The organism is Ihubacter sp. rT4E-8 (assembly GCF_049852125.1).
In the GTDB taxonomy this organism is placed as follows: Bacteria; Bacillota; Clostridia; order Peptostreptococcales; family Anaerovoracaceae; genus Senimuribacter.
Genome location: NZ_CP187532.1, coordinates 2,675,390 through 2,697,524, shown reverse-complemented (window position 1 = coordinate 2,697,524; position 22,135 = coordinate 2,675,390). Strand labels below are relative to the sequence as shown.

The 22,135-nt window shown below is 46.0% G+C and carries 16 protein-coding genes, 2 tRNA genes and 3 rRNA genes; 19 read left to right on the top strand and 2 right to left on the bottom strand.

Annotated features, from left to right (window positions below; all coding sequences use genetic code 11):
- Positions 1 to 98: 98 nt before the first annotated feature.
- The 18 genes from prfA to murA all read left to right on the top strand — a co-directional run bounded on the left by prfA (position 99) and on the right by murA (position 18,206).
- Positions 99 to 1,163: a peptide chain release factor 1 gene (gene prfA, locus ACPW7J_RS13290; protein WP_161874755.1), complete on the top strand. Its 1,065-nt coding sequence runs from the start codon at positions 99 to 101 to the stop codon at positions 1,161 to 1,163.
- Entirely contained in the window at positions 1,163 to 2,167 is a 1,005-nt protein-coding gene (locus tag ACPW7J_RS13285) for an L-threonylcarbamoyladenylate synthase (RefSeq protein ID WP_425755412.1), read from the top strand. Before prfA ends, ACPW7J_RS13285 begins: the two co-directional genes overlap by 1 nt.
- Positions 2,168 to 2,172: 5 nt before the next feature.
- Positions 2,173 to 2,604: a ribose 5-phosphate isomerase B gene (gene rpiB, locus ACPW7J_RS13280; RefSeq protein WP_161874757.1), complete on the top strand. Its 432-nt coding sequence runs from the start codon at positions 2,173 to 2,175 to the stop codon at positions 2,602 to 2,604.
- 19 nt (positions 2,605 to 2,623) lie between these two features.
- Positions 2,624 to 3,253, top strand: coding sequence for a uracil phosphoribosyltransferase (gene upp, locus ACPW7J_RS13275; protein ID WP_425755411.1), 630 nt, complete (start codon positions 2,624 to 2,626; stop codon positions 3,251 to 3,253).
- A 142-nt stretch (positions 3,254 to 3,395) separates the two neighbouring features.
- Entirely contained in the window at positions 3,396 to 4,724 is a 1,329-nt protein-coding gene (tyrS, locus tag ACPW7J_RS13270; RefSeq protein ID WP_161874759.1) for a tyrosine--tRNA ligase, read from the top strand.
- A 241-nt stretch (positions 4,725 to 4,965) separates the two neighbouring features.
- Positions 4,966 to 6,027: a D-alanyl-D-alanine carboxypeptidase family protein gene (locus ACPW7J_RS13265; protein ID WP_425755410.1), complete on the top strand. Its 1,062-nt coding sequence runs from the start codon at positions 4,966 to 4,968 to the stop codon at positions 6,025 to 6,027.
- A gap of 411 nt (positions 6,028 to 6,438) precedes the next feature.
- A 16S ribosomal RNA gene (locus tag ACPW7J_RS13260) occupies positions 6,439 to 7,954 on the top strand.
- A 33-nt stretch (positions 7,955 to 7,987) separates the two neighbouring features.
- Positions 7,988 to 8,063 (top strand) — tRNA-Ala (locus tag ACPW7J_RS13255).
- Between the two features lie 397 nt (positions 8,064 to 8,460).
- Positions 8,461 to 11,351, top strand: a 23S ribosomal RNA gene (locus tag ACPW7J_RS13250).
- Between the two features lie 58 nt (positions 11,352 to 11,409).
- Positions 11,410 to 11,526: ribosomal RNA gene (rrf, locus tag ACPW7J_RS13245) — 5S ribosomal RNA — on the top strand.
- Together the 16S, 23S and 5S rRNA genes with 1 tRNA gene alongside form the textbook arrangement of a ribosomal RNA operon.
- 188 nt (positions 11,527 to 11,714) lie before the next feature.
- Entirely contained in the window at positions 11,715 to 12,686 is a 972-nt protein-coding gene (locus ACPW7J_RS13240; RefSeq protein ID WP_425754898.1) for a DDE-type integrase/transposase/recombinase, read from the top strand.
- 252 nt (positions 12,687 to 12,938) lie between these two features.
- Positions 12,939 to 13,577 (top strand): dTMP kinase, encoded by a 639-nt coding sequence (tmk, locus tag ACPW7J_RS13235; protein WP_425755409.1) that lies wholly within the window; start codon positions 12,939 to 12,941, stop codon positions 13,575 to 13,577.
- Positions 13,568 to 14,377: a hypothetical protein gene (locus tag ACPW7J_RS13230; protein ID WP_161875427.1), complete on the top strand. Its 810-nt coding sequence runs from the start codon at positions 13,568 to 13,570 to the stop codon at positions 14,375 to 14,377. Before tmk ends, ACPW7J_RS13230 begins: the two co-directional genes overlap by 10 nt.
- A gap of 4 nt (positions 14,378 to 14,381) precedes the next feature.
- A complete protein-coding gene (locus ACPW7J_RS13225; RefSeq protein ID WP_425755408.1) occupies positions 14,382 to 15,332 on the top strand; it encodes a PSP1 domain-containing protein in 951 nt (316 codons plus the stop codon).
- A 3-nt stretch (positions 15,333 to 15,335) separates the two neighbouring features.
- Positions 15,336 to 16,073 carry a tRNA1(Val) (adenine(37)-N6)-methyltransferase gene (locus tag ACPW7J_RS13220; RefSeq protein ID WP_425755407.1) on the top strand — a complete coding sequence of 246 codons (738 nt, stop codon included), beginning with the start codon at positions 15,336 to 15,338 and terminating at the stop codon, positions 16,071 to 16,073.
- A gap of 76 nt (positions 16,074 to 16,149) precedes the next feature.
- Entirely contained in the window at positions 16,150 to 16,527 is a 378-nt protein-coding gene (locus ACPW7J_RS13215) for a hypothetical protein (protein ID WP_161875430.1), read from the top strand.
- 32 nt (positions 16,528 to 16,559) lie between these two features.
- Positions 16,560 to 16,802, top strand: a complete 243-nt coding sequence (locus tag ACPW7J_RS13210) for an AbrB/MazE/SpoVT family DNA-binding domain-containing protein (protein ID WP_161875431.1) — start codon at positions 16,560 to 16,562, stop codon at positions 16,800 to 16,802.
- A 138-nt stretch (positions 16,803 to 16,940) separates the two neighbouring features.
- Positions 16,941 to 18,206 carry a UDP-N-acetylglucosamine 1-carboxyvinyltransferase gene (murA, locus tag ACPW7J_RS13205; RefSeq protein WP_425755406.1) on the top strand — a complete coding sequence of 422 codons (1,266 nt, stop codon included), beginning with the start codon at positions 16,941 to 16,943 and terminating at the stop codon, positions 18,204 to 18,206.
- A 100-nt stretch (positions 18,207 to 18,306) separates the two neighbouring features.
- Here the strand turns inward: murA and spoIID are convergent, their stop codons facing one another.
- Positions 18,307 to 19,242: a stage II sporulation protein D gene (gene spoIID, locus ACPW7J_RS13200; protein ID WP_161875433.1), complete on the bottom strand. Its 936-nt coding sequence runs from the start codon at positions 19,240 to 19,242 to the stop codon at positions 18,307 to 18,309.
- 567 nt (positions 19,243 to 19,809) lie between these two features.
- Between spoIID and ACPW7J_RS13195 the strand changes: the two genes are divergently transcribed.
- Positions 19,810 to 21,759, top strand: a complete 1,950-nt coding sequence (locus ACPW7J_RS13195) for a fructose-1,6-bisphosphatase (protein WP_425755405.1) — start codon at positions 19,810 to 19,812, stop codon at positions 21,757 to 21,759.
- Between the two features lie 107 nt (positions 21,760 to 21,866).
- Here ACPW7J_RS13195 and ACPW7J_RS13190 read toward each other — a convergent pair.
- Positions 21,867 to 21,943 (bottom strand) — tRNA-Arg (locus tag ACPW7J_RS13190).
- Between the last annotated feature and the right edge of the window lie 192 nt (positions 21,944 to 22,135).

Here is a 22,135-nt window from a genome sequence, read left to right as displayed (position 1 = left end):
CAGCAGGGAATTTTATTTTTTCAATTGTAGGAAATCACAATTTGTGGTAGAATATATGCTTAGATAGATACGGCGATTTTTATTTTGAGGAGATAGATATGTTTGATAAGTTAGACTTTATAGTTGAAAAATATCAGGAATTATCCCTGAAGGTTTCTGACCCGGAGGTTATTAACGACCAGCCAACGTGGCAGAAATACATCAAGGAAATGGGCGAAATGGAGCCAATCGTCAAGAAATACGAGGAATATAAAAAAGCTAAGGAAGGGCTTCGCGACGCGAAAGATATCGTTGAGAATGAGGCTGACGAAGAAATGCGTGATTTGGCGAAGATGGAAATTAACGAGCTGGAAGAACAGATCGAACGAAATCAGGACGAATTAAAGGTGCTTTTGCTGCCGAAAGACCCTAACGATGAAAAAAACGTAATTCTGGAGGTACGCGCAGGAACCGGCGGTGATGAAGCTGCTTTATTCGGTCAGGATCTTTTGAGAATGTATATGCGTTATGCAGAACGGCATAGATGGAAGACGGAGCTGATGGATATCAATGATACCGGCATTGGCGGCATCAAAGAAGCGGTAGTTCTGATTAAGGGTAAGGGCGCGTATTCCAAGCTGAAATACGAAAGCGGCGTGCACCGGGTGCAGCGTGTACCGGAGACAGAATCTGCGGGACGCGTGCATACATCAGCGGCAACGGTAGCTGTGCTTCCGGAAGTAGATGATGTGGAGGTGGATCTTAACCCGAATGATGTCAGAGTAGACGTTTACAGAGCTTCCGGTAATGGCGGACAGTGTGTAAATACTACGGACTCGGCGGTTAGATTGACCCATGAGCCGACCGGACTTGTCGTAACCTGCCAGGACGAAAAGTCTCAGATTAAAAATAAAGAAAAAGCGTTTAAGGTACTGAAAGCCAGATTGTACGATTTGAAAGTACAGGAGCAGAATAAAGAAATTTCTGAAGCAAGAAAGAGCCAGGTAGGCTCTGGTGACAGAAGTGAGCGAATCAGAACCTATAACTTCCCGCAGGGAAGAGTCAGTGAACACAGAATCGGACTGACACTATATAAACTGAACAATATTCTGGACGGAGAATTGGATGAAATTATCGATGCCTTGATTACAAATGATCAGGCAGAGAAGATGAAAAACTTCTAATGAAAACGAAATTTTTTAAAGATACAAAAGAAGATCTGCAGCGGGCCGCGGAGATTATCGCTTCTGGAGGACTGGTAGCATTTCCTACGGAGACGGTGTACGGACTAGGGGCTGACGCGTTAAATCCGGAGGCGGTAGCAAAAGTATATGCTGCAAAGGGGCGTCCGTCAGACAATCCTATGATCGTGCATATATCGTCAAAAGACGATTTGATAAAGCTGACGCCGCGGATCACGGCGGATATGGAAAAGCTGATGGGGGCTTTTTGGCCGGGGCCTATGACAATGATCGTACCGCGTTTGTCTGTAGTTCCGGATGTGACTACGGGAGGATTGTATACGGTTGGGATTAGGATGCCTGATCATCCGGCGGCATTGGAATTGATTCGATTTTCCAGATGTCCTATTGCAGCTCCCAGCGCAAATTTGTCAGGCAAGCCCAGCCCGACTACAGCGGGTCATGTTGTGGATGATCTGTCGGGGAGAATCGATGCTGTTGTCTGCGGCGAGGATTGTCAGGTAGGTATCGAATCCTCAGTTATTGATGTAACGACAGACGCACCGATGATTCTGCGGCCGGGCATCATCACGAAAGAGGATTTCGAGAGAGCTTTGGGAAAACCGGTTGCGCTTGATCCGACATTAAACAGGCGGCCGGATACTTTTAACAATGATGAATTTAAACCGAAAGCTCCGGGCATGAAATATAAGCATTATGCGCCTAAAGCGGAAATGATTATATTTGAGGGTGTGCCGGAGGCTGCCCGGAGGGCTATGGAAGCTGAAAAGACCGCACGGGAGGACGCGGGACAAAAAGTATGTCTGATATCCTTTGATGAAGGAGAGGAAGTAACGGCAGCGCATGATTTTTTCAGGCGGCTGCGGGAGGCTGATGAGGCGGGGACGGATGTGATTTTGACGATGGCGCTTTGTGAGGAAGGCGTTGGATTTTCTGTCATGAATCGTATGCTGAAATCAGCGGGATATAATATTAGAAAGGTTTAGAAGGAATGATAATTGCAATAGCCAGCGATCATGGTGGATTCGCGTTAAAAAATACAGTCAAAGATCATTTGATGGAAAGGGGTATGAAAATAGTGGACCTCGGAACGTATTCCGATGCGTCCGTAGATTATCCTGTATACGGAAGGGCCTGTGGTGAGGCGGTTGCCAGCGGTGAAGCTGATTTGGGCGTCGTCGTATGCGGAACAGGGATTGGTATTTCTATTGCCGCAAATAAGGTGAAGGGCGTCAGATGCGGTCTTTGTACTTCTGTGGAGATGGCCAGATTGACAAAGCAGCATAACAATGCCAATGTACTGGCATTGGGCGGAAGAACCACCACGCCTGATCTTGCTGTTGAGATTGTTGACGCATGGCTTGATACTGAGTTCGAGGGCGGACGCCATCAGCGCAGGGTTGACATGCTGGATGAGATGTAATATAAATGGAGGAAGAATAATGGGAAAGGTATATGTATTTGATCACCCTTTGATCCAGCACAAGGTTGCGCTGATGAGAAAAACGGAAACCAGCGTGAAGGATTTTCGAGAGCTGGCAAAGGAGATTGCCATGCTGATGGGTTTTGAGGCGACGAGAAGTCTGCCATTAGAGGATGTTGAAATTGAAACGCCGATGCAGAAGACAAAGGTAAACATGCTGAAGGGTGAGGACATTGCTATCGTTCCCATTCTCCGTGCAGGACTGGGTTTTGTAGACGGTATGCTGGCTCTGGTGCCTAATGCAAAGGTCGGTCATGTAGGGCTGTATCGTGATCCCAAGACCCATGAACCTGTAGAATATTACTGCAAATTACCAAAGGACATCGACAAGCGTCAAATCTTTGTAGTAGATCCGATGCTGGCTACCGGCGGAAGCGCCGTAGCCGCGATAGACTTTATCAAGCAGAGGGGCGGCAAAGATATCACGTTTATGTGCCTGATTGCGGCGCCGGAGGGTATTGCAGCGTTGCAGGAGGCGCATCCTGATGTGGATATTTACATAGCGGCTAAGGACGAATGTCTGAACGAAAACGCTTATATTCTTCCTGGTTTGGGAGATGCGGGCGACAGGCTGTACGGCACGAAGTAAGGTCAAATGAAAAGGAAAACAGCTCCGGCGTTGTATGTCAATCGACCGAGAGACGTTTCGTTTTTTGATAATCCGGTACAATTGTGTTAGAATATATAAAATTAGGGCGAAACAGAAATTTTGAAGAAAGAGGAAAGTAGAAATGAAAAGTTTTATTCCTGATAACGTGAGCAAATTTGATAATGTTTACGATGTACTGAAAGAGAGAGGCTTTATTGAGCAGGTTACTGATGAGGAGGCTGTCAGAGAGCTTCTCGGCAAAGAGAAAATTAAGTTTTATATAGGGTTTGACCCGACTGCGGATTGTCTTCATATTGGACATTTTATGCAGGTCATTATTTTGATGTACATGCAGAAATACGGTCACACGCCGGTGGTTCTCTTGGGCGGAGGCACCGGAATGGTCGGAGATCCGTCAGGCAGACAGGATATGCGTCAAATGATGACGGTAGATACTATTGATGACAACTGCGCTGCATTTAAGAAGCTGTTTGATAAATATCTGGACTTTGATGATGAGTGGAAGTACGAAGGGAATCAGGGCGTTTACGCACCGGGACATCAGAACAGAGAGCCTTTACCGGGAAAAGCGATCAGTGTTAACAATGCTCATTGGTTGAGGCCGCTTAATTATGTGGAATTCGTGAGAGAAGTGGGAACCTGTTTCAATGTAAACAACATGCTCAGAGCGGAATGCTTTAAGCAGCGGATGGAACAGGGGCTGTCGTTCTTTGAATTCAATTACATGCTGATGCAGGGCTACGATTTCATGGTAATGGCAAGAGACTTTGGATTGAAAATGCAGTTTGGCGGCAACGACCAGTGGTCTAATATTATTGCTGGAGTTGATCTTTCCAGAAAGCTCTGCAATATTCCTGTTTACGGTATGACCTTCGCGCTGCTGACCAACAGTGAGGGCAAGAAAATGGGGAAGACGCAGAAAGGCGCTCTGTGGCTGTCGGCTGAGAGAACCTCTCCTTACGAGTTCTACCAGTATTGGAGAAACGTAGGGGACGCAGATGTGGAAAAATGTCTGAGAATGCTTACATTCCTGCCGATGGATGAAGTGAAGCGGCTGGCTTCCCTGGAAGGCGCGGAGATCAATCATGCGAAGGAAGTGTTGGCTTACGAAGTTACTAAGCTGGTACATGGTGAGGATGAAGCGAGGAAAGCGCAGGAGGGAGCAAGAGCTGCTTTTGGAGGCGGCGGAGATTCTGCTAATATTCCAACGACAGAAATGGCGGCTGCTGATTTTGCGGGCGATGGTAAAGGTTTGGTTTCTCTGATCAAGGAGCTGGGACTTGTGCCGAGCAACGGAGAGGGTTTCAGAACCATCGAACAGGGTGGTCTTTCCGTTAACGGAGAAAAGGTCACAAATCCTAAGATGAATGTGACTGCGGAGATGTTTAAGGATGGAGAACTTCTGATTCAGAAAGGAAAGAAGAAGTTCCATAAGATTGTGGTGAAATAAGCAAAAGATTAAAGCTTGCTGTGCGAGATAAAAGCAAATGATCTTGTACAGCAGGTTTTTTTGTGCAAGAAAGAAGCTTTTGTGAAGGAGACAGGTTGTCAGGGAATTGATCATTTGACAGGAATGAATTTTTCTTGTCTTTTTTCTTTAAAAGGAGTATAGTAAAGATGTCCCATCTTTACGCAGCAGGTTTACGCACGATCCTGCTGTGGTGGTTATATGAAGAAATGAGGATAGGAATATGAAAGCGAAAAAGCAAAATTTGAGGCACGGATTAACCGGGCTTATTTTGGCTATAATTTTTCTGCTGACAGCAGGATCTGTCGGACCCGTTTTCGGTGGGGAGAATAATGAAGTAGTAGATATGGCGCCAAACTCAAAGGCGGCAATTCTCTACGAAGCGACGACGGGAACGGTATTATATGAAAAGAATGCAGATGAGCGGAGAGCGCCTGCCAGTATGACGAAAGTGATGACTGCAATTTTGGTATTGGAACAGAATCCGAACCTGGAAGGTGAATTAACCGTATCGAAGGACGCGGTTCGCCGCTATTACTGCAGCAGCATGGAACCGCAGAAGCACCTGCTGGAGGGAGAAGTGATTTCATATGAAGAATGTATGAAATATCTTTTGATTCCGTCAGGTAATGAAGCTGCTACAGCATTTGCTTTTGACATGTGCGATGACTATAAGGATTTTATCGCTATGATGAATGAGAAAGCAGAGGAACTCGGATGTGAGAATACCCAATTTCAGGATTGTATTGGTCTTGCTTCTGGAGAACATTATACGACGCCGAGAGATATGGTTAAAATTTGCGAATACGCGATGCAGTTTGACAAATTCCGGGAGTGCGTAAGCAAGAGCGAGGGAGTTGTTCCGGCCTCCAATGTTCGTGATGAAGGGTTCGCATATGAGACTACTAATCGAGTCAAGTTTCCTGATGACCGCTATGAGAGCCCGTACAGTCAGTATATGACAGGCGTAAAGACTGGATATACTCCTGCGGCAGGCTGGTGCTTTGCAGGATGTATGGAAAAGGACGGGTTGGTATTCTACTCTGTTGTTATGGGTGGAGAGCTAAAGGACTATAAGGATGGTGAACGTGTTGTTCAGGGAGACTTCCTGGATACTATCAACCTGTACAGTCTGACTGACGGACTTACCGCAGAAAATATCGAAGAACGTTATCCTCAAAGCAGTGCGTCTCCACTGATGATTGGGGCTGCGGTTGTGGTACTGGCGGTAATTGTTCTGCTGTGGTTTAAGATGTGGAAAAGGCGGCCGAAGAAAGAGGCGTAATCTATATATAGATATATAAAAATATTTTACAAAAAACACTTGACTGAGGAAGACAGAAGTGATAATATAATAAAGCTGTCCGCAAGGCGGCAGGTCAGGCAGGGACGAAGAAGGAAGGCAAAGAAAAAAGCCTGAAAAAGATCGAAAAAATGCTTGACAGTGCCGGAAAGGGATGGTATACTGAATAAGCTGTCTGCGAGAGCGGGCGGCAGAACCTAGAAAACTTCATAGTATGGAAATTTAGTCAAAAATTTCGAGCAATCATGAAATTGGTAAGAGATTACCAGTGCGTGAGAGTTCACGACAATTTCTTAAAAAGAACAATAATTCGAAAGAAGAATATTGCAAGAGCGCAAAGCGTTCAGAGACTTTTAAGATGATTTTACCTTGCGAAAGCAAGTAGAATACCATATCATTAAGAGTTTGATCCTGGCTCAGGATGAACGCTGGCGGCGTGCCTAACACATGCAAGTCGAGCGAGAAGCTCTCGACGGATACTTCGGTTGAGGGAGAGAGTGGAAAGCGGCGGACGGGTGAGTAACGCGTAGGCAACCTGCCTTATGCACAGGGATAGCCATTGGAAACGATGATTAAAACCTGATAACACTGCATTTTCACATGGAAAAGCAGTCAAAGATTTATCGGCATAAGATGGGCCTGCGTCTGATTAGCTAGTTGGTGGGGTAACGGCTCACCAAGGCAACGATCAGTAGCCGACCTGAGAGGGTGATCGGCCACATTGGAACTGAGACACGGTCCAAACTCCTACGGGAGGCAGCAGTGGGGAATATTGCACAATGGGCGAAAGCCTGATGCAGCAACGCCGCGTGAAGGAAGAAGGCCTTCGGGTCGTAAACTTCTGTCCTTGGGGAAGAAGAACTGACGGTACCCAAGGAGGAAGCCCCGGCTAACTACGTGCCAGCAGCCGCGGTAATACGTAGGGGGCAAGCGTTATCCGGAATTATTGGGCGTAAAGAGTGCGTAGGTGGCTTTTTAAGCGCAGGGTTTAAGGCAATGGCCCAACCATTGTTCGCCCTGCGAACTGAATAGCTTGAGTGCAGGAGAGGAAAGCGGAATTCCTAGTGTAGCGGTGAAATGCGTAGATATTAGGAGGAACACCAGTGGCGAAGGCGGCTTTCTGGACTGTAACTGACACTGAGGCACGAAAGTGTGGGGAGCAAACAGGATTAGATACCCTGGTAGTCCACACCGTAAACGATGAGCACTAGGTGTCGGGGTCGCAAGACTTCGGTGCCGGAGTTAACGCATTAAGTGCTCCGCCTGGGGAGTACGTACGCAAGTATGAAACTCAAAGGAATTGACGGGGACCCGCACAAGCAGCGGAGCATGTGGTTTAATTCGAAGCAACGCGAAGAACCTTACCAGGACTTGACATCCTCCTGACGTATCCGTAATGGGATATTTCTTCGGACAGGAGAGACAGGTGGTGCATGGTTGTCGTCAGCTCGTGTCGTGAGATGTTGGGTTAAGTCCCGCAACGAGCGCAACCCTTGCCATTAGTTGCCATCATTAAGTTGGGCACTCTAGTGGGACTGCCGGGGACAACTCGGAGGAAGGTGGGGATGACGTCAAATCATCATGCCCCTTATGTTCTGGGCTACACACGTGCTACAATGGCCGGTACAGAAAGCAGCGAAGTCGCGAGGCGGAGCAAATCTCAAAAACCGGTCCCAGTTCGGACTGCAGGCTGCAACCCGCCTGCACGAAGCCGGAGTTGCTAGTAATCGCGAATCAGAATGTCGCGGTGAATGCGTTCCCGGGTCTTGTACACACCGCCCGTCACACCATGGAAGTTGGGGGTGCCCAAAGCCGGCAAGCAAATATGCTGTCTAAGGCAAAACCAATGACTGGGGTGAAGTCGTAACAAGGTAGCCGTATCGGAAGGTGCGGCTGGATCACCTCCTTTCTAAGGAGACGGATTTTCATACTATGAGTTTATGGGGAATTAGCTCAGCTGGGAGAGCACCTGCCTTGCACGCAGGGGGTCAAGGGTTCGAGCCCCTTATTCTCCACCAATAGAGAGCTTAGCGGCTCGAACCCGAAAGGGCACGACCGTTAAGAGAATCTGTACAGAGTACAGATTCATAGGGAGTGGTTCAAGGCGACCGAAAGGGGAGCCGCAGAACGGCAGATTTACGGAGTAAAGCTGCAAAGCCCCTTATTCTCCACCATAGCCGAAAGGCTAGAGAAAGCACCTAGAGAACTGAATAACGTGTATCAAACAAACACAGAGAAGAAATCGAGAAAAGACAGAAGTTAGAGATAACGGAAGGGAAATTCTATGATTTCAACCGAGAAAACCAGAAGAATTCTTTAATAAAGAGCATGCGAGCGCCGCATGCGACACGAGAGAATTGCGAAGGCTTTTGGCAAAGCTGCAAGGAAGCAGGGGAGCGAAAAGACGAGCAAGAAGGTCAAGTGAAGAAGGGCATAAGGCGGATGCCTTGGCACTGGGAGCCGAAGAAGGACGTGACAAGCTGCGAAAAGCTGCGGTAAGGAGCAAATATCCTATGACCCGCAGATATCCGAATGCGGAAACGCACCTACGGTAATGCGTAGGTATCCATAACTGAATCAATAGGTTATGAGAAGGAAACGCGGGGAACTGAAACATCTAAGTACCCGTAGGAAGAGAAAGAAAGATCGATTTCCTAAGTAGCGGCGAGCGAAAGGGAAAGAGGCCAAACCGATAGCTTGCTATCGGGGTTGCGGACACTCAGAAGCAAGAAATGTTGATAGTCGAATATGCATGGAAAGGCAAACCGAAGGAGGTAAAAGTCCCGTAGACGAAATGAACATGAAGCAGAGTGGATCCAGAGTAGGACCGGACACGTGGAACCCGGTCTGAAGCCGGGGGGCCCACCCCCCAAGCCTAAATACTACCCAGTGACCGATAGAGAATAGTACCGTGAGGGAAAGGTGAAAAGAACCCCGGGAGGGGAGTGAAATAGAACCTGAAACCTTATGCCTACAAGCAGAGGGAGCGAAAGTGACCTCGTACTTTTTGTAGAACGGGCCAACGAGTTATGGTATGCAGCGAGGTTAAGGTGTAAAGCACTGGAGCCGAAGTGAAAGCGAGTCTGAATAGGGCGAGAGAGTTGCATGCTGTAGACCCGAAACCGGGTGACCTATCCATGAGCAGGTTGAAGTAACTGTAACAGGTTATGGAGGACCGAACCCATATCTGTTGAAAAAGGTTGGGATGACTTGTGGATAGCGGTGAAATTCCAATCGAACCCGGAGATAGCTGGTTCTCCTCGAAATAGCTTTAGGGCTAGCCTCACAGAAAGATACCCGGAGGTAGAGCACTGAATGTTCTAGGGGCCTTCACCGGTTACCGAAAACTATCAAACTCCGAATGCCGGAATATCATATGTGGGAGTCAGACTACGTGAGATAAGTTTCGTGGTCGAAAGGGAAACAGCCCAGACCAACAGCTAAGGTCCCAAAATGTAAGTTAAGTGGAAAAGGATGTGGAGCTGCACAAACAGCTAGGATGTTGGCTTAGAAGCAGCCATGCATTCAAAGAGTGCGTAATAGCTCACTAGTCGAGTGGCTCTGCGCCGAAGATAAACGGGGCTAAAACTTACTACCGAAGCTTTGGAATGAGAAATCATTGGTAGAGGAGCATCGTATACGGGTAGAAGCATACTTGAAAGGGTATGTGGACTGTATAGGAGAGAGAATGTTGGCATGAGTAGCGCAAGGCAGGTGAGAATCCTGTCCGCCGAACATCTAAGGATTCCTGAGGAAGGTTCGTCCGCTCAGGGTTAGTCGGGGCCTAAGCCGAGGGCGAAAGCCGTAGGCGATGGATAACAGGTAGAGATTCCTGTACCACCGGAGGTCGTTTTAAGTGAAGTGGGGACACAGAAGGATAGACTGAGCACGCCGCTGGTAGAGCGTGTCCAAGCGTCGAGGGAGTAGAAGTAGGCAAATCCGCTTTTACAATTCTGAGGCGTTACGGGGAGGCAAATAAGCCGGAAGCAGTTGATTTCACGCTGTCAAGAAAAGCCGCTAGCAAGACCCGAGGTGCCCGTACCGCAAACCGACACAGGTAGATGAGGAGAGAATCCTAAGGCGAGCGAGAGAACTATTGTTAAGGAACTCGGCAAAATGACCCCGTAACTTCGGGAGAAGGGGTGCCTGCATGAAGCAGGCCGCAGTGAAAAGGCCCAGGCAACTGTTTACCAAAAACACAGGTCTCTGCAAAAGCGAAAGCTGAAGTATAGGGGCTGACGCCTGCCCGGTGCTGGAAGGTTAAGGGGAAGTGTCATCCGTGAGGAGAAGCACAGAACTTAAGCCCCAGTAAACGGCGGCCGTAACTATAACGGTCCTAAGGTAGCGAAATTCCTTGTCGGGTAAGTTCCGACCCGCACGAAAGGCGTAATGATCTGGGCACTGTCTCAACAATAGACTCGGTGAAATTGTAGTACCGGTAAAGATGCCGGTTACCCGCAGCAGGACGGAAAGACCCCGTGGAGCTTTACTGTAGCTTGATATTGAGTTTCGGCGTTGCATGTACAGGATAGGTGGGAGACAGAGAAATCAGTACGCCAGTATTGATGGAGTCACCGTTGGGATACCACCCTTGTAACGTTGGGATTCTAACCATGTGCCGTAAGCCGGCACTGGGACAGTGTCAGGTGGGCAGTTTGACTGGGGCGGTCGCCTCCTAAAGAGTAACGGAGGCGCCCAAAGGTTCCCTCAGCGCGGACGGAAATCGCGCGAAGAGTGCAAAGGCAGAAGGGAGCTTGACTGCAAGACAAACAGGTCGAGCAGGGACGAAAGTCGGGCTTAGTGATCCGGTGGTTCCGAGTGGAAGGGCCATCGCTCAACGGATAAAAGCTACCCCGGGGATAACAGGCTGATACCCCCCAAGAGTTCACATCGACGGGGGTGTTTGGCACCTCGATGTCGGCTCGTCTCATCCTGGGGCTGAAGTAGGTCCCAAGGGTTGGGCTGTTCGCCCATTAAAGAGGTACGCGAGCTGGGTTCAGAACGTCGTGAGACAGTTCGGTCCCTATCCGCTGTGGGCGTTGGAGATTTGCGTGGAGCTGTCCTTAGTACGAGAGGACCGGGATGGACATACCTCTGGTGCACCAGTTGTCTTGCCAAAGGCATAGCTGGGTAGCTACGTATGGAAGGGATAAGCGCTGAAAGCATCTAAGTGCGAAGCCCCCCACAAGAAGAGATCTCCTCCTTTAAGGTAAGACCCGTGGGAGACTACCACGTAGATAGGTCGGAGGTGGAAGTGCAGTAATGTATGGAGCTGACCGATACTAATAGGTCGAGCACTTGACCAGTGGTTTTCAAAGAGTGAAGTTTAGACACGTTATTCAGGATCAAAGGGGAAAAAAGGAATCTGGTAACAATAGCGGGGAGGATACACCTGTTCCCATCTCGAACACAGTAGTTAAGCTCCTAAGCGCCGATGATACTTGGCGGGGGACTGCCTGGGAAAGTAGGTCGTTGCCAGTTTTGTTAAAAGGAAACTACACATCAGTGTGGTTTCTTTTTTTAGTTATGATCTGGAAGTTTTCATAGGCTTGCCTTTCAATTTTTTGTAGAGTTACAATTGATGTGACACTTGCCTATAGAAAAAGACGATAGGATCTGTTAGAATGTTAATCACCACAAAAAACATATCTGAAAGGAACCCTATCGTCATGAACAGTATAACACAAACTCAACGATATTTGCCACATGAAATTTCTACCCGTTTTTACGCAGTGAATCTTTATCGCAGCGGTCAGTCCGTCGCCTTTGTCTGCAGGCGCTACCATATATCTAAATCTTCCCTTATGCGCTGGAACAAACGCTTTGATGGTACGAAAGAGTCCCTTATGGATCATTCTCACAGACCCAAAACGCCTCATCCTTCTTCTCATACCACTGAGGAACTCAAGTGGATTCATGATTTGCACAGACGCAATCCCCACGCCTCCGTCTGCGAAATCTATGGAAAATTACGTACTTCCAAAGGGTATCGCAGGCATCCCGGCTCTCTTTACCGTGTATTTTCTCGGCTAGGGTATACCAAGCAAAAAGTGACTCCCACTAACAAATATACTCCAAAGCCTTATGCGACTCCTCAGGCTGTTGGTGAAAAGTGGCAGATGGATGTGAAATATGTGCCCTCTGCCTGCTATACTGGCTCTATGCCTGACAAATTTTATCAATATACAATCATAGATGAAGCTTCCAGACAGCGCTTCCTCTACCCATATAAAGAACAGAGTTCTTATTCTACCGTTAATTTCATAAAGCGCGCTATCCAATTCTTTGGATATACACCAAAAATGATTCAAACGGATAATGGCGCTGAATTTACTTATCCAAAAGACTACAAAAAACTACATCCGATGGATAAACTCTGTGATGAACTTGGCATTACCCACAAGCTGATTCGTCCACGCACACCAAGACACAATGGCAAAGTAGAACGCAGCCATCGATTGGACCAGGAGCGATTTTACAATTACCTGTATTTCTACTCCTATGAAGATTTAAAAGTGCAGATGCTCCGCTATCTAAAACGTTACAACAACACCCCTAAACCAGTCCTTGGGTGGGCTACACCTTTGGAGAAAAGGGCATCTTTAGAATTGCATTCTCATGATACCATATCGTCAAATTGATGCTCCCTTTTTGGTGTCACATCATTGACAAAACAACATTCATAGGCTTGCCTTTCAATTTTTTACCTTTATCTTGCTAAAAAACTGTGATATAATTATTATGTATATTTGGGCGAAAGGCGGGGAAATTGTTGTTTACTTTTTTGAAAATCTTTTTTTGCGTATTACTTTGCTGCCCGTTGGTTTACGTAGTTGTGAATCTTTTTAATAATATCGTTGATGACGCGACAAAAAAGCGTTAGGAGATGCCCTATGGAACAAGGATTATTTATTACGATGGAAGGTCCGGACGGATCGGGGAAATCAACGCAGATTGCATATCTAAAAGAATACTTTGATATGCGCGGGATAGACACCATTTTTACGAGAGAACCGGGAGGAACTCCTATCGGTGAGAAGATACGGGATATTATCCTGGATAAGGCAAATGGTGAAATGTGTGATATGGCTGAAGCGCTGCTTTATGCGGCAAGCCGTTCGCAACATGTACATCAGCTGATCAAGCCTGCTTTGTCAGAGGGAAAGATAGTAATTTGCGATCGTTTTATAGATTCAAGCATTGCTTATCAAGGCTATGGAAGACAGTTAGGCGATGCGGTGCGAGTTATCAATGAGTTGGCGATTGAGGGATGTATGCCCGATATAACTTTTTTGATGGAGCTGTCTCCTGAGATTGGGAAATCTCGCATTAAATTGGAATATCAGGATCGTCTTGAATTAGAAAAGTTAGAGTTTCATAACAGAGTTTTTGACGGGTATCAGGAGATTGCGCAGATATATCCGGAACGTTTTGTATGTGTTAATGCTGGACGTCCGAAGGAAGTTGTCAGAGATGAAATATATCACCATATCGACAGATTACTACAGAATAGAGGCGCTTCATGTCGTTAAGAGATTATGGGACGCTCACCCCTTTGACGGACAAGATTAGTAAAGCGGTGCAGCGGGGAAGCGTATCTCACGCGTACATTATCGAGGGAGATAGATGTATTGATAAGGAGAGATTCGCGAAGGATTTTATTAAAGGTGTTTTGTGCAAAGATGATCCTGGCTGGGGTTGTGATAATTGTGCAGTGTGTCGGAAGATAGATCATGATAATTATGAGGATCTGTATATTGTCCGATCCGATGATCTTTCAGTAAAGGATAGCGCTATAGCGCAATTGCAAGAAAATTTGAAGATTAAGCCTACCGGTGGCGCCGGAAATATTGCGATCATTGATCATGCTGATTCTATGACCCTGCGGGCGCAAAATCGATTACTGAAGACGTTAGAGGAACCTGCTCCGGGAACGTTACTTCTTTTGTTATCGGAAAATACGGAGAATTTATTGCCGACAATTACCTCAAGGTGCATTACTTACCGTTTGGGTAACTATCAAATGGGCGAGGAATTATTGGATTTAACCTTGGCGCGTCAGATCATGGATATGGTGGCAGATCATGCATATTTTTATGAATTTAAGGATAAGCTGACAAAGGCAGTGAAGGATAGAGACGGCGCCTTTTCTTTGTTGGATGGTTTGGAGCGGCTGCTTTGTCAGTATTTGATTGGGGATGCCAATGGATACCTGCGGCGTGAACAAGCTGTTCGTTATGTCAAATATATAGAGGAAGCGCGAAGAGATTTGATCGCCGGAGTGAACTATAGATATGCGATCAGGAATTTGATCTTGAAAATTGGAGGATAAATATATGGTAAGAGTAGCTGGCGTTAGATTTAAGAACGCTGGAAAAGTGTATTACTTTGATCCTGATGAATTGGAAATAAAGTCTGGAGATAATGTGATTGTAGAGACGGCCAGAGGACTGGAATTTGGTACAGTTACGATGGACATCACAGAAATTCGGGAAGAAGACGTAGTACAGCCGTTGAAGAAGATTATCAGAATTGCAGGCGAAGAAGACATACGCCGTCACGAAGAAAATGAGCGAAAAAAGGCAAAAGCTTTGAAGGCATGTCAGGAAAAGATCAATAAGCATGGATTGGAAATGAAACTAATCGATGTGGAATATACTTTTGACAATAATAAGATCATTTTCTATTTTACAGCAGATGGTAGAGTCGATTTTCGTGAATTGGTAAAGGATTTGGCCGGCGTATTTAAAATGCGTATCGAGTTGCGTCAGATCGGCGTTCGTGATGAAGCGAAGATGTTGGGCGGCATTGGCTCCTGTGGGAAAAGCTTATGCTGCAGCACCTGGCTATCGGATTTTGAACCTGTTTCTATCAAAATGGCTAAAGTGCAGAATTTGTCACTCAATCCTACAAAGATATCTGGCATTTGCGGCAGGCTGATGTGTTGTTTGAAGTATGAAAATGATATCTATATGGAGCTGCGCAAGGGACTGCCGGATAATGGCGAACGCGTAAAGACCAGAGACGGCATTGGCAAGGTAGTAGATACGAATATTCTGAGCAGTAAAGTTATGGTACGTCTTTATACCGGTGAGAAGGATGAAGATGGTCAGGAAAAACTGGGTACAGAGATCTACACTTATAAAAAAGAAGACATCAAAAGGATGGATAGGCATAAGAAAAATAGCGGACATAACGGTAAAAACGGAAATCAGAATAATAACAGCTTATTAGCTGAGGTTGATGAAGAATATATCGAGGAACTGAAAGAATTGATCAAGGAGTAGTTTATGGCTTTGAGACTTGATGATACGGGATTTGGCGGCCTGATGTTATATCAGGATACAGAGGCCTTTTGTTATGGGATAGACGCGGTGCTCCTTGCGGATTTTGCAGCCGGCTCTGCACGGCGAAAAGGAAAAGATTGCAGGATCATGGATCTTGGCACAGGCAACGGTGTGATTCCGTTGATCCTTTCGCATAAAACGGAGGCCCAATATATCGGAGGAGTTGAGATTCAGGAACAAAGCGCTGCGTTGGCTGAAAAAAGCTCTGTATATAATGGGTTGGAAGACCGGCTGCATTTTTTCTGCAGTGACGTTCGCTATTTTAAATTAGATACTATGGCAGACTGCTTTGATGTGGTCACGTGCAACCCTCCGTATACTGCAGGGAACTGCGGGCTGCAGAGTAAGAATCGAGCGAAAACCCTGGCTCGTCATGAGGTGGAGGGGAGTTTGGAGGACTTTCTTGCATTAGCATCTCGATTGCTGAAGGACAAAGGGGATTTTTACATGGTTCATCGTCCCGCACGGCTGACTGATGTGTGCGAGATATGCCGGAAATATCATTTAGAGCCGAAGGAACTACGTCTGGTCAGTGGAAAGGCTATGGAATCGCCTAATATTTTATTGATTCATTGCTGCAAAAATGGAAGGACTGAATTGAGAATTGGCCCTCAGCTGCACATTCATGAAGAAGACAATTCGTATAATCCGGAGATATTGGCCATTTATGAAAAGTTGTAAAAAGTTGTGAAAAAGCTATTGCCATATGATGGCAAAAACGGTATAATACTCCATAGGGAAAGAAGGAGGTCTGTGGATGGTTACAATTGATGTAAAAGCAACATTAATCTGCTTACTACTTGCTGCTCTTGTTATTTTGGTTGTTTATCTGATCATTATGGCAAAGAATCTGCTTAAGACAGTGAAGGAAACGAATCAGATTTTAGCAGATACGGCAGTTATATCCGGTATAGCGGCGGAAAAGGCCGTGCAGATTGATGGAATGATCACAGATGTGCAGTCCGCAGTTTCTGATTTGTCGGAGGCTGTAAGAGGACAGCAGAATTTGGTTGCTGCTGCTGCTAGCTTAGTAAAATCCCTGGGCACATTGGCTGCCGTTTTTCGAAAAGCGGGAGAAGAAGTGCCGGTTAAGAAGAAGGCTAATGTAAAAGCTAAGTCAAAGAATCAAAAGTAGTTTGATGTGGGTTTTTATGAAAGGAGATTGTTATGAAAGCAACAGGTATTGTTAGACCGGTAGATGCATTGGGTAGAGTAGTTATTCCCGTAGAGCTCAGAAGAAACTTGGGAATAAAAACAGAAGATTCTCTTGAGATTTTCGTAGATGGTCAATTTATCATGTTGAAGAAGTATGAGCCATCTTGTATTTTTTGCGGCGAAGCTGACGATGTAAGGCTGATTCGTGGGAAAACTGTATGTGTGAACTGTATTGAGGAAATGAAAAAACTCTAAATAAAATATGACAGATGGAAAGATATTTGCTTTTGAAATAAAAAAAGCCTGTACGCGCAGGCTTTTTTTTACTCTGTCAGTTGAAAAAAAGGGGAAGAATTAGTATACTATTAGTACAATAGTTTTTGGAGGAGAGAAGTGGCGAAATTTTTAGTTCAAAAGAGTGAGCCATTAAATGGAGAAGTTGTAATCAGCGGTGCAAAGAACGCTGTACTTCCATTGATGGCAGCAGCCATATTGGCAGAGGAAAAATGCGTGATTCGAGATGTTCCTGATCTTCGTGACGTTGAGGTTATGAAGGAAATCCTGAAATCTCTCGGATCTGAAATTAAAGAACTTCAAGAATCGATTATAGAGATAAATACTAGCAAGATCAAAAAATGTGAGGCGGATTTTGATTTGGTCAGCAAAATGCGTGCCTCTTTCCTGGTAATGGGACCTCTCCTTGCAAGAGAGGGTAAGGCAAAGGTTCATTCCCCGGGAGGGTGTACGATTGGAGCACGGCCAATAGATCTGCATCTGAAAGGGTTTGAGGCCCTTGGCGCTGAAATCATCGTTAAGGATAATTATGTTGAGGCTATTGCCGGTCCGGACGGTTTGAAAGGCGCTAGCATCTATTTGGATTTCCCTAGTGTAGGCGCGACCGAAAATATTATGACCGCCGCGGTTCTGGCGCAGGGTACTACTTACATTGAGAACGCTGCAGAAGAACCGGAAATCGTTGATTTGGCTAACTTTCTTAATAAAATGGGAGCCAGAATCAAAGGGGCCGGTACGGATACTATTAAAATCGAGGGTGTTGAGCGTCTTCATGGCGCACAGCATACGGTTATTCCTGACAGAATTGAAACGGGGACCTTCATGCTGGCTGCGGCAATTACCCACGGTCAGGTACTGTTGAGAAACGTGGTGCCGGATCATGTAAAACCAATTACTGCAAAATTGCGGGAGTGTGGAATCACTGTGGAAATGTCTGATGAAGGAATGTATGTAATTGCAGACAATCCTCATTTGGTTGCGACGGATATCAAAACGTTACCGTATCCAGGATTTCCTACTGACATCCAGTCGCCGTTTATGGCTTTTCTGACCACTGTAGAAGGAGCAAGCTCTGTTATTGAGACTGTTTTCGAAAATCGTTTTATGCACGTGGCAGAATTGAATCGAATGGGCGCGAATATTAAGACGGAAGGAAACCGCGCCATGATTCAGGGGGGCAAGAAGCTGGAAGGCGCTCAGGTTATCGCGACAGACTTACGAGCCGGAGCGGCACTGGTATTGGCCGGACTGGTTGCCCAGGGAACCACGACAATCTCTGAGATCTATCATATAGAGAGAGGGTACGAAAAGTTTACAGAAAAATTTAAGGCTCTTGGTGCAAACATTTTCCGCATCGAGGACTGATAACAAAGGGATAACACCCTGCTGCTGCTTTTGCCGCGGCGGGGTCTTTTTTATCAAAGAGCGTCTGCCTGACTTTTTTGCTCCGGCGTAAGATGAAGCATTATCGGCTGACGTCTGTTCCCTGATAATAGTGTGATAGAATTTCTGTATAACTCTTTCCCTTTTTTGCGAGACCTTTGGCGCCATATTGGCTCATACCTACACCGTGTCCACTGCCGCTGGTGGTGATCGTGATTTTGTTTCCCCTGAAAGCGAATTTTATACGGGTGGAGTATAGCTTAAAGGCGCTGCGGACGTCTGCGCCGGACACCTTTTGATCGCCTATCTGTATAAGAGCCGCGCGTCCCCCTTCGGAGCGGGATTTAATTTTGATGTTTTGTTTTGTGATCTTGCCGAAGTCCAATTCAGGCATGGCTTTTTTTATTTTGGATGCAAATTTGCTGATCGTCATGGTCAGGCTTTCCTTTTTGTGGGTAGCTCCTGGTTCATAGGAACTGTCAACACTGACCAGATACGCGTACTCGCCAGAAAATACGTCCTGAGAATTTTCTGTTTTGCCTGCGCTGGAGGCAAAATAGAGAGCGTGTGCAGCCAGTTTTCCATTGTATAGCAGAACCTGGCCTTTGGTTGCGTTTACAGCTTTTTTTACTTTTGCCGGAATGTTGTCGCTGCGGTAGACTTGGCAGTGAACTGTATCGCAGAGTTTGCCGCCGGCATTGATTCGTCCCAATGCGTAAGTACGGCTGGCTACAGCCTGCGCCTTTAAAGCTTCAGCGCCGAAGGATGCGGGCATTTCCGAAGCTACAACACCTTGTACGTATTTCTCAAAAGGAATCGTCTTATATTTTTCTTCTTCTGTAATCCACACTTTTACTGTTTTTGGAATCTCTCCTTCGTAGACGGGCCCTTGGTCCTCATGTTCCAGTATAACAGGAAAGAGGCGTATAGCCAGAACAGGTAAAATGACCATGAGGCAGACCATGGTTATGACGTAAACTGCTACATGGCGCAGATCTATAGTGGTTTTGCGGCGCATATAAATTTTCCTCCTGATTTAGTCTATGCTAATGTGGACAAAATAGACGAGATCCTGGAAAAGAATTCTGCCAGACATCTCGGCTGCGACTTTTAGCCTTGCCTTGCTGGGCAGAATGTCATACGACAAACGCCAAGCCAGCTAAAGCTGGGGCGTTTCAGCATAAATTCTGCCGGACATCTCGGCTGCGGCTTTTAACCTTGCCTTGCTGGGCAGAATGTCATACGACAAACGCCAAGCCAGCTAAAGCTGGGGCGTTTCAGCATAAATTCTGCCAGACATCTCGGCTGCGGCTTTTAGCCTTGCCTTGTTGGGCAGAATGTCATACGACAAACGCCAAGCCAGCTAAAGCTGGGGCGTTTCAGCATAAATTCTGCCAGACATCTCGACTGCGGCTTTTAGCCTTGCCTTGCTGGGCAGAATGTCATACGACAAACGCCAAGCCAGCTAAAGCTGGGGCGTTTCAGCATAAATTCTGCCAGACATCTCGACTGCGGCTTTTAGCCTTGCCTTGCTGGGCAGAATGTCATATAATATAAAGTAAAGAATATATGAGAGGGAGAACATATGGCGGATATCAAATTTCTGGAGTTGCTTTCTAAGGATTATCCTAATATTAAGGCGGCGACAGCTGAAATTATCAATTTAAGTGCGATTTTAGCTTTACCAAAGGGAACGGAGTATTTTCTTAGCGATCTGCATGGCGAACATGAGGCTTTTGTTCATATGCTGAAAAGCGCCTCTGGTACGATTAAAAGTAAGATTGATGAACATTATGGCGGGATACTGAGCGAGAGTGATCGAGAAGATCTGGCAGCGTTGATTTATAATCCTCAGGCAGAACTTGCACGGCGTAAAAAAAGTGAACCTGACTTTGATAAGTGGTGTATGACGGTAATCTATCGTCTGGTTACAATTTGTAAGTCGGTATCCACCAAATATACGCGCTCTAAAGTGCGCCGCAGACTTCCTAAATACTTGGATTATGCGATGGATGAATTGCTTCATGCAGACGATGAAGAAAATCGGGCGCGGTATTACAGCGCTATTATCAATACAGTTGTTGAATCAGGTATTGCAGAGGACTTCATTTCTTCTATGGCTGAGATTATCAGCAATTTAGCGGTAGACCATTTACATATTATTGGAGATATCTTTGACAGAGGCGCGCATCCGGATACGATTTTGGATTATCTCATGGATTATCACGATGTGGATTTTCAGTGGGGAAATCATGATATCGTGTGGATGGGAGCCGCTACGGGTAATTGGGCTTGTATAGCTAACATTCTAAGAATGAACATCAGCTACAACAATTTTGACATGCTGGAGATTGGTTATGGAATCAATTTGCGGCCATTGGCCAGCTTTGCAGAAAAAGTGTACGGCAACGATCCGTGTGAGTTCTTTCAGCCGCATATTCTTGAAAGAAATCAATATGATCCAATTGAAGAACCTTTGGCGGCCAAAATGCACAAGGCGATTGCAGTTTGCCAGTTCAAGGTGGAAGGCCAGCGTATTATGGCGCATCCGGAGTATGGACTGGAAAACAGATTGATTCTGGATAAGATCAATTGGGAAGATGGTATTGTGGAAATCGACGGAAATACCTGGGAACTTCGCGATCGTAATTTACCTACAGTAGACCCTGAGAATCCGTATGAGTTAACTGCGGAGGAGCGGGAAGTAATGAACTCTCTGGAAGCGTCTATTCTTAATTCGGAGAAACTGCAAAGGCATATTCGCTTTCTGTATAGCCATGGCGCTCTGTATAAGAAGATCAATGGAAATTTATTGTACCACGGCTGTATTCCTATGACCGAAGACGGTGAATTTGAGGAAGTTGCGATTAACGGAGAACGATTTGCCGGAAAAGCTTTGATGGATTATTTAGACAGTGAAGTGCGAAAGGCCTATTTCTCTCCTTCGGAATCAGGTGAGAGCGGACGCATGGGTGATTTAATGTGGTACTTATGGCTTGGCGGAAATTCACCTTTGTTTGGCAAAGTAAAGATGACAACCTTTGAACGGCTGTTTATCGCTGACAAAGCTTCGCATAAAGAACAGACTCGTCCGTATTATAAACTGATCAAAGAGCGAGGACCGTGCGAAAAGATTTTGCGCGAGTTTGGCTTGGATCCGACTCGATCAAAAATTTTGAACGGTCACGTGCCGGTGAAGATTAAGGATGGAGAAAGTCCGATAAAGGGTGGAGGATTGCTGTACGTCATTGACGGTGGGATTTCTAAGGCCTATCAGAAGCAAACCGGTATCGCAGGCTATACGTTCATTTTTAATTCGCGTTTTATGGCTTTAGCCCAGCATAAGCCTTACGAACCATTGCAGCCTGATGGAACGCAGGTCTTCCATTCTCCAGAGGTGAAGACCGTAGAGGTTTTGCCGGATAGAATGCTGGTCATTGATACGGATCAGGGCATTGAGTTGACAGAGCAAGTAGATAATATGAAGCAGCTGGTACAGGCGTACAGAAAAGGTCTGCTGAAAGAAAAGTATTAAAAAGTTACGCGGCTATCAATGTTTGATGGCCGCTGCTTTCTTTTGACAAAGAAAAAACGCTGGAATCTTTTAAATTCCAACGCTTTGCGTCCTTTTCGGACAGTCTGTGGTGCGCCATGAGGGACTCGAACCCCCAACCTTCGCATTCGTAGTGCGCGACTCTATCCAATTGAGCTAATGGCGCAAGTACGCTTTTCCGTACCAGTCTATTATAGTTGAATTTGAATAGTTTGTAAAGGATTTTTTTGAATTTGAAAGACGTTTTTTTATTTCTTGTATGAAATTCGTGAGATTTTGATCACATCCTCTATATTGCCATTTACTATAAAGAAATGGTATAATGTCTACACACGGTGATGAAGCCCTAGCCCGCTGA

Excerpts from the sequence above, each read along its gene's own strand:
- ACPW7J_RS13230 (WP_161875427.1), top strand. The coding sequence starts at position 13,568 with ATGTCGTTAAGAGATTATGGGACGCTCACCCCTTTGACGGACAAGATT.
- tmk (WP_425755409.1), top strand. The coding sequence starts at position 12,939 with ATGGAACAAGGATTATTTATTACGATGGAAGGTCCGGACGGATCGGGG.
- rpiB (WP_161874757.1), top strand. The coding sequence starts at position 2,173 with ATGATAATTGCAATAGCCAGCGATCATGGTGGATTCGCGTTAAAAAAT.
- ACPW7J_RS13265 (WP_425755410.1), top strand. The coding sequence starts at position 4,966 with ATGAAAGCGAAAAAGCAAAATTTGAGGCACGGATTAACCGGGCTTATT.
- spoIID (WP_161875433.1), bottom strand. The coding sequence starts at position 19,242 with ATGCGCCGCAAAACCACTATAGATCTGCGCCATGTAGCAGTTTACGTC.
- ACPW7J_RS13225 (WP_425755408.1), top strand. The coding sequence starts at position 14,382 with ATGGTAAGAGTAGCTGGCGTTAGATTTAAGAACGCTGGAAAAGTGTAT.
- ACPW7J_RS13240 (WP_425754898.1), top strand. The coding sequence starts at position 11,715 with ATGAACAGTATAACACAAACTCAACGATATTTGCCACATGAAATTTCT.
- upp (WP_425755411.1), top strand. The coding sequence starts at position 2,624 with ATGGGAAAGGTATATGTATTTGATCACCCTTTGATCCAGCACAAGGTT.
- ACPW7J_RS13215 (WP_161875430.1), top strand. The coding sequence starts at position 16,150 with ATGGTTACAATTGATGTAAAAGCAACATTAATCTGCTTACTACTTGCT.
- tyrS (WP_161874759.1), top strand. The coding sequence starts at position 3,396 with ATGAAAAGTTTTATTCCTGATAACGTGAGCAAATTTGATAATGTTTAC.
- ACPW7J_RS13220 (WP_425755407.1), top strand. The coding sequence starts at position 15,336 with ATGGCTTTGAGACTTGATGATACGGGATTTGGCGGCCTGATGTTATAT.
- ACPW7J_RS13285 (WP_425755412.1), top strand. The coding sequence starts at position 1,163 with ATGAAAACGAAATTTTTTAAAGATACAAAAGAAGATCTGCAGCGGGCC.
- ACPW7J_RS13195 (WP_425755405.1), top strand. The coding sequence starts at position 19,810 with ATGGCGGATATCAAATTTCTGGAGTTGCTTTCTAAGGATTATCCTAAT.
- ACPW7J_RS13210 (WP_161875431.1), top strand. The coding sequence starts at position 16,560 with ATGAAAGCAACAGGTATTGTTAGACCGGTAGATGCATTGGGTAGAGTA.
- prfA (WP_161874755.1), top strand. The coding sequence starts at position 99 with ATGTTTGATAAGTTAGACTTTATAGTTGAAAAATATCAGGAATTATCC.